Origin of the sequence: Pseudomonas sp. NPDC087817, assembly GCF_044742875.1 — a bacterium.
Classification (GTDB): Bacteria; Pseudomonadota; Gammaproteobacteria; order Pseudomonadales; family Pseudomonadaceae; genus Aquipseudomonas.
The window spans coordinates 456,208-463,259 of record NZ_JBIUVJ010000001.1 but is presented as its reverse complement, the minus strand read 5'-3'; the positions used below and the strand labels follow the sequence as shown (position 1 = coordinate 463,259).

5 protein-coding genes are annotated in these 7,052 nt (G+C 59.2%); 3 read left to right on the top strand and 2 right to left on the bottom strand.

The genetic code is table 11. The annotated features are described in order from the left end of the window. Positions 1-311 precede the first annotated feature (311 nt). Both ACIONG_RS02035 and ACIONG_RS02030 read right to left on the bottom strand, forming a co-directional pair. Entirely contained in the window at positions 312-551 is a 240-nt protein-coding gene (locus ACIONG_RS02035; protein ID WP_401296341.1) for a type II toxin-antitoxin system ParD family antitoxin, read from the bottom strand. Between the two features lie 140 nt (positions 552-691). Continuing rightward, positions 692-916 carry a YgdI/YgdR family lipoprotein gene (locus ACIONG_RS02030; RefSeq protein ID WP_103302452.1) on the bottom strand — a complete coding sequence of 75 codons (225 nt, stop codon included), beginning with the start codon at positions 914-916 and terminating at the stop codon, positions 692-694. A 194-nt stretch (positions 917-1,110) separates the two neighbouring features. Between ACIONG_RS02030 and ACIONG_RS02025 the strand changes: the two genes are divergently transcribed. Genes ACIONG_RS02025 through ACIONG_RS02015 form a run of 3 tightly spaced genes read left to right on the top strand, consistent with a single transcriptional unit; the run spans position 1,111 to position 7,000 of the window. Further along, positions 1,111-2,763 carry a VRR-NUC domain-containing protein gene (locus ACIONG_RS02025; RefSeq protein ID WP_401296339.1) on the top strand — a complete coding sequence of 551 codons (1,653 nt, stop codon included), beginning with the start codon at positions 1,111-1,113 and terminating at the stop codon, positions 2,761-2,763. After that, a complete protein-coding gene (locus ACIONG_RS02020; RefSeq protein WP_401296337.1) occupies positions 2,760-5,075 on the top strand; it encodes an ATP-dependent DNA helicase in 2,316 nt (771 codons plus the stop codon). Before ACIONG_RS02025 ends, ACIONG_RS02020 begins: the two co-directional genes overlap by 4 nt. A 5-nt stretch (positions 5,076-5,080) precedes the next feature. Further along, positions 5,081-7,000 (top strand): PAS domain S-box protein, encoded by a 1,920-nt coding sequence (locus ACIONG_RS02015; RefSeq protein ID WP_401296335.1) that lies wholly within the window; start codon positions 5,081-5,083, stop codon positions 6,998-7,000. The last annotated feature ends 52 nt before the right edge of the window (positions 7,001-7,052 follow it).

Sequence of the window (7,052 nt, the reverse complement as noted above, 5' to 3'; positions counted from 1 at the left end):
CTGACGTTAAGGGCGATCGCGTCCGCTTAAAAATACGCGGACACCATCGCCCTTAATGCTGGAGTTCGGAAGGTGACTTCCCCAGCCGCTTACATTGCAATTACCTAAGTCATGACTCAGAGAGCTTAAGAGCTTCAGCTATACAACCAGATTGGATGAATTTGGACTGTTGTATCGGGCTCATCCTAATCACGCTAGCTTTCGTCGCCACAAAATTCGCGTAGTCGTCATGGACATCACGTGATCCGTTTCTGTGAAAAATGCGTGTGGTCTATGGACATCGAATACCTAATCTAAACCCTCACAAATATTCATTCAAACCGATGTCCATGGGTTGACATCTTTCCTTTAGATTGACGAGGTTTTCCGCTGGATTCACCTTCCCGAAGAGCGGCCCGTACCGTCTCTAGCTCAGCATTGCGCTCTTGCTCACGACGAATCAAATCACGGATGTATTCACTGTCGTTGGTGTAGTGGCCCGCTTCTATCTGCGCTTTGATCCAGTTGTCTTGCTGGTCAGTCACGGTAATGGTTTTTCGCACGGTCCCCATGATCGGGCCTCCAGGAGAATGATCGACTGGCGTGGAAGCTATCATACTATTGGTGCTGTATCGAGCATTCAGCCTGCCTTCCGCCACATCAAAAGCAGAAGATTACTACCTTCTGCTGTGCCAGCCCGAAGGATGAACCGTCAGTCTTCCTTGCGTACGGTGGCCACTTCGTCGGCGCGTACTTTTACCTTGGCGCCGGAAATGTCTTCGAACTCATAGAAGCCATCCTTGGTTTTGGTCTCTGGCATGTCCTTGGTCAGGTATTGGGTGCCGTTCTGCAAGGTCACCACGGTCTGGGTCGAGCAACCACCCAATGCCAGCAGCGCGGCGACGGCCAAAGGAATACCCAATGTCTTGATTTTCATACCCACCTCAAATTCCTCTTTCCATGTGATACCGAGCATTGTCGGTGTTCTAACGCGGTTGGTGCCATTGAGCCGGGAAAAGTTCGATGGCCCGGTGAAAAAATGCCATTGATCTTTTTCTGTTTGCGCCGGGTGGGGAAGAGCTGTTATCTGTACGCATAACCAGTACTCGCTCGCCATGGCCCTGAATTCCCGTGACTGCCAAACCCCTCGACGATCCGTTCTATTACCTTAACAACTTCCTGCAAGTCATTGATTGGCTTGAACATCGTTATGCAGATGTGATGAGCGAAACGGAGCAGGCGTTTATCGGCGACTTCAAAGCGTTGCCTAAACCCTCGCAAGGTTTGCTGGTGCGGATGGTGATGCGCAAGGGCCTGCATTTTCGTGCGGGCAAGCTCATTTACCCGGAAATCGGCGATATCCCCCAGGCGGCACAGCCGTTGCTGGAACTCGGCTGGATCGACGAACACGCCCCCTTGGTGATCGCAGAGCTGTTCGACGTGTTGCTCAAGGCTGAGATCCTGCAAGCGTTCGGTGCCTTTATCGAGCAACCCAAGGGCCGCAAGGACGATTGGCTGCCAGTGCTGGCCGAAGCGTTTCCCCAGGCACAAAGCCTGCGCGACTGGGCGCCGCTGCTGCCCGATCGCCTGTTCAGCCTGACCATCATGGAACTGTGCGACCGTTTGCGTCTGATGTTCTTCGGTAATCTGTATCAGGACTGGTCGGAGTTCGTGCTCGCCGATCTCGGCATTTTCACCTACGAAAAAGTCGAGTTCTGTGCCGATTCCCGGGGCCTGCGCAGCCGTGAGGACGTCGACGCCTGCCTGTTCCTGCACCAATGCCAATTGCGCTTCGAGGCCGGCGAGCCGCTGGAAAGCATCGTTGAGCAAGTGAGCGCCTTGCATTTCGACAACCCGTGGCTGCAACGTCGACGCGGCAAGGTGTTGTTCCAGATCGGCCAATACTGCGAGCGTATCACCGAGTTTGCCCTGGCCCTGAGCATTTACCGGACCTGCGCCTATCCCGGCGCTCGATTGCGGATGATCCGCGTGCTGGAACGCTGCAGCGAATACAGCCTGGCACTGGAACTCGGCACGCTCGCCGAACAGTCCCCGGAAAGCGCCACCGAACAGCAAGGCCTGCAACGCATCGTGCCCCGGCTGCGGCGCAAGCTCGGTGGCCCGCCGCTCAAGCGCGCGGTGGCAAAACCGGTCGAGCGACTGGATCTGCACCTGCCGCGCACCGATCCGGCGCTGTCGGTGGAGTTTCATGTGCAGGCACATCTGCACGCCGATGATGGCCCGGTGCATTACGTCGAAAACAGCCTGATCAATTCGTTGTTCGGTCTGTTGTGCTGGCCGGCTATTTTCGCGCCGTTGCCGGGGGCGTTCTTTCACCCGTTCCAGCGCGGTCCGGTGGATCTGCTCAACGAAGATTTCCAGCAACGCCGCGCCGAACGGTTTCAGGCCTGTCTTGGCGAACTCGACGACGGCCGTTATGCCGACACCATCCGTGGCCGATTCGTCGAGAAATGGGGGGTGCAGTCGCCGTTCGTGTTCTGGGGCGCGTTGAATGAAGATTTGCTGGAGCAAGCGCTGGCGTGCCTGCCCGCCGCACACCTCAAGCATTGGTTCAACCGCCTGCTGCTCGACATCAAGGCCAACCGCGCCGGGATGCCCGACCTGATCCAGTTCTGGCCGCAGCACAAAACCTACCGGATGATCGAAGTTAAAGGCCCGGGCGACCGCTTGCAGGACAACCAACTGCGCTGGCTGGAGTTCTGCCATCAGCATCAGATGCCAGTAGCCGTGTGCTATGTGCAATGGGCGGAGCAGAGCGCTTGAGCTACAGCATTGCAGTGCGGGCGTTGTGTGAGTTCACCGCCAAGACCGGTGACCTCGACTTGCGCTTCACGCCGTCACCCACGGCAATGGAAGGCATTGCCGGCCATCGCACCGTGGCCTCGCGGCGCAATGACCAGTATCAGAGCGAAGTGGCGCTGGACGGCGAGTTCCGCCAATTGAAGGTCAAGGGCAGGGCGGATGGCTACGATCCGGCGCAGAACTGCCTTGAAGAAGTCAAAACCTACCGTGGCGATCTGAGCAAACAACCGGCCAATCACCGCCAGTTGCATTGGGCACAGGCGAAAGTCTACGGCTGGCTGATGTGCCACAAACTCGATCTTCAGCAGATCAACGTGGCGCTGGTGTATTTCGATATCGTCAGCGAAAAGGAAACCTGCCTGGTCGAGGCGTTCAGCGTCGAGACCTTGCAGGAGTTTTTCGAGGCGCAATGCACATTGTTCCTGTATTGGGCCGAGCAGGAAATGGCCCATCGCGAGGCGCGCAATCGCGCGGCGCAGCAACTGACGTTCCCCCATGCAGACTTTCGTCCCGGCCAGCGCCATCTGGCCGAATCGGTGTTCAAGGCGGTGAGCACCGGGCGTTGCCTGATGGCGCAGGCGCCGACCGGCATCGGCAAGACCCTTGGCACGCTGTTCCCGATGCTCAAGGCGTTGGCGCCGCAGCAACTGGACAAGGTGTTCTTTCTCACCGCCAAGACCCCCGGGCGCAAACTGGCGCTGGATGCCAGTCAGGTGTTGTTCGATCAAGCGGCCACTTTGCCCTTGCGGGTACTGGAGATGGTCGCCCGGGACAAGGCCTGCGAACACCCGGACAAGGCGTGTCACGGCGAGTCCTGTCCGTTGGCCCAAGGCTTCTATGATCGCCTGCCCGCCGCCCGTGAAGCGGCCAGCCGCGTCAACCTGCTTGATCAGGCGGCGATGCGCGATGTCGCCGCACAACACTCGGTGTGTCCGTATTACCTGAGTCAGGAAATGGCCCGCTGGGCGGACGTGGTGATCGCCGACTACAACTATTACTTCGACTTCAACGCCTTGCTGTTTGGGCTCGCGCAGCTCAACCAGTGGAAAGTCGCGGTGTTGGCGGATGAGGCGCATAACCTGGTCGAGCGCGGTCGGCAGATGTACAGCGCCGGCCTTGATCAGGCCACCCTCGGCGGCGTGCGCAAAACCGCGCCGCAAGCGCTGAAAAATTCGCTGCAACGGGTCAACCGGGAATGGAATGCACTGCATGCGCCGCAACTGGCGGCGTATCAGGCTTATGACAAAGCCCCGGAAAAGCTGCTCCAGGCGATTTCCCTGTGTTGCGCCGCGATCGGCGATTACCTCAACGACCATCCGCAAGGCCTCGACAGTGGCCTGCAGAATTTCTATTTCGACCTGCTGCAATTCGGTCGGGTGGCGGAGCTGTGCGACGAGCACTATCTGTTCGACATCAGCAAACGCGACCTCGACCGCAAACGTCCGCTGTCGCAACTGTGCCTGCGCAATGTGGTACCGGCCGCGTTCATTGGCCCGCGTCTGAAAGCTGCGCGCAGCAGCGTGCTGTTTTCCGCGACACTCAGCCCGCGCCACTATTACGCTGACTTGCTGGGCACGCCGGCCGACACGGTGTGGATCGACGTTGAATCGCCGTTCAGTGCCGAGCAGTTACAAGTGCAGATCGTCAGCCGCATTTCGACGCGTTTCAACCATCGACAGGCGTCGCTCGAACCTATCGTCGAGTTGATCGCCCGTCAGTTCAGCGAACGGCCGGGCAACTATCTGGCGTTCTTCAGCAGTTTCGATTACTTGCAGCAGGTGGCGACTTTGTTGGCCGAGCGCCATTCGCACATCACCCTGTGGCAGCAATCACGGGGCATGCTCGAAGGGGCGCGGCAGGCGTTTCTCGATCAGTTCACCGCCGACAGCCAGGGCGTCGGCTTCGCAGTGTTGGGCGGAGCGTTCGGTGAAGGTATCGATTTGCCCGGCGCACGCTTGATCGGCGCCTTCATCGCCACGCTGGGGCTGGCGCAACTCAACCCGGTCAACGAACAGCTGAAGCGACGCATGGCGGCGATATTCGGCGCCGGTTACGACTACACCTATCTGTATCCCGGTGTGCAGAAAGTGGTTCAGGCCGCCGGGCGGGTGATCCGCACCCGCGAAGATCGCGGCGTGGTCATGCTGATCGATGACCGCTTTGCCGAGAGCCGGATAAAACAATTGCTGCCGCGCTGGTGGGCAATCAATAACGAAGCAGCTTCCCAATTGGCCGGATTGCCGCATACTTCTGCTCATGACAACGGCTGGTGAGAGTGATGAGCGAAAACAACAAGACCGCAGCGATCGAGAACATGCGTTTCAGGCTGTTGATCGATGCGGTTGTCGACTATGCGATCTACATGATCGACCCCGACGGCATCATCACCAGTTGGAACTCCGGCGCCAAGCGCTTCAAGGGGTATGAAGAGGCGGAAATTCTCGGCGAGCATTTTTCGCGCTTTTATACCGCTGACGATCGTGCGGCGGGGCTGCCGCAACGGGCGCTCGACACGGCGATCCGCGAGGGTCGATTCGAAGGCGAGGGCTGGCGGGTGCGCAAGGACGGCACCAATTTCTGGTCGCATGTGGTGATCGATCCGATCATCGACCCCGACGGCAATCTCCTGGGTTTCGCCAAGATCACCCGCGACCTCACCGATCGCAAGATGGCCGAAGAAACCCTCAAGCAAAGCGAGCAGCAGTTCCGCCTGCTGGTGCAGGGCGTTACCGACTACGCAATCTACATGCTCAGCCCCGAAGGCCGCGTCAGTAACTGGAATCAGGGCGCGCAACGGATCAAGGGCTATCTGCCGGAAGAGATCATCGGCCAGCATTTTTCGGTGTTCTACACCCCCGAGGACCGTGAACTCGGCGAGCCGCAACGGGCCTTGGCGATCGCCACCAAAGAGGGCCGTTTCGAGAACAGGAGCTGGCGTGTACGCAAGGACGGCACACGGTTTCTCGCGCACGTGGTGGTTGATGCGATTCGCGGAGAGACCGGCACCTTGCTCGGTTTTGCCAAGATCACCCGCGACGTGACCGAAGCCCATCAGGCCCAACTGGCCCTGGAAAAGACCCGCGAGGCATTGGCCCAGGCGCAGAAGATGCAGGCGATTGGTCAACTCAGCGGTGGCATCGCCCATGACTTCAACAATCTGCTGACGGTGATCCTCGGCAATCTGGAGATTGTGCAGAAGCGCGTTGGCGACGACCCAAAAATCACCCGTCTGCTGGAAAATGCCACCCAGGGCGCGATGCGCGGCGTTTCGCTCACCCAGCGCATGCTGGCATTCGCCCGCCGCCAGGAGCTCAAGACCGAATCGGTCGATATCCCGCAACTGGTGCAAGGCATCACCGGGCTGTTGCGCAGTTCAATGGGGCCGGGGATTCGCATCGACACGCACTTTCCCGCCGACCTTGAACCGGTACTGGCAGATACCAACCAACTGGAACTGGCCTTACTCAACCTCGCCACCAATGCCCGCGATGCGATGCCCGAGGGTGGCACGGTGACGATCACCGCTCAGCCGGAGGTCGTGCTTGAGCTGGGTCATTCGGAACTGGCGGCGGGGCGTTACGTCTGCCTGAGCCTGACTGACAGCGGGGAGGGCATGGACGCGCAAACACTGGCCTCGGCCCGGGATCCGTTTTTTACCACCAAAGGTGTGGGCAAAGGCACCGGGCTAGGGTTGTCGATGGTCCATGGTTTCATCGAACAACTGGGTGGTCGTTTCATCCTCAAAAGCGAAAAAGGTCACGGCACCATGGCAGAGCTGTGGATACCGGTGGCTGTCGACGGCGCCGCCGTCAAACCTTTCTACCCACCTGCCGCACCGATTGCGGTGCCACGCCTCAGCGTGCTGGTGGTGGACGACGACTCGCTGGTGATGACCAGCACCAGTCTGCTGCTCGAAGACCTCGGCCATCGTGTAATCGGTGCGACGTCGGGCACCCAGGCGCTGGCATTGTTCGATCAGGGCGAGGTCATCGACCTGATGATTACCGACATGGCCATGCCGCACATGAGCGGCGCGCAACTGGCGCACGCGGTGCGGCTGCTTAAACCGGACCTGCCGATCATCCTCGCCACCGGTTACGCCGAACGTCTGGAAGGCTTTGGCGCGCAACTGCCGCGACTGCCCAAACCGTTCACGCAGTTGAACCTGGTGGAGATCATTGCCCACGCGATGAAATGACGGTGGGCACATCCGGCTGAACTAGTGCGCAGCAGGGGGCTTCTAAACGTTT

What these genes read in the sequence shown, in the direction of transcription:
- ACIONG_RS02015 (WP_401296335.1), top strand. Translation starts at nt 5,081, where the DNA reads ATGAGCGAAAACAACAAGACCGCAGCGATCGAGAACATGCGTTTCAGG.
- ACIONG_RS02035 (WP_401296341.1), bottom strand. Translation starts at nt 551, where the DNA reads ATGGGGACCGTGCGAAAAACCATTACCGTGACTGACCAGCAAGACAAC.
- ACIONG_RS02030 (WP_103302452.1), bottom strand. Translation starts at nt 916, where the DNA reads ATGAAAATCAAGACATTGGGTATTCCTTTGGCCGTCGCCGCGCTGCTG.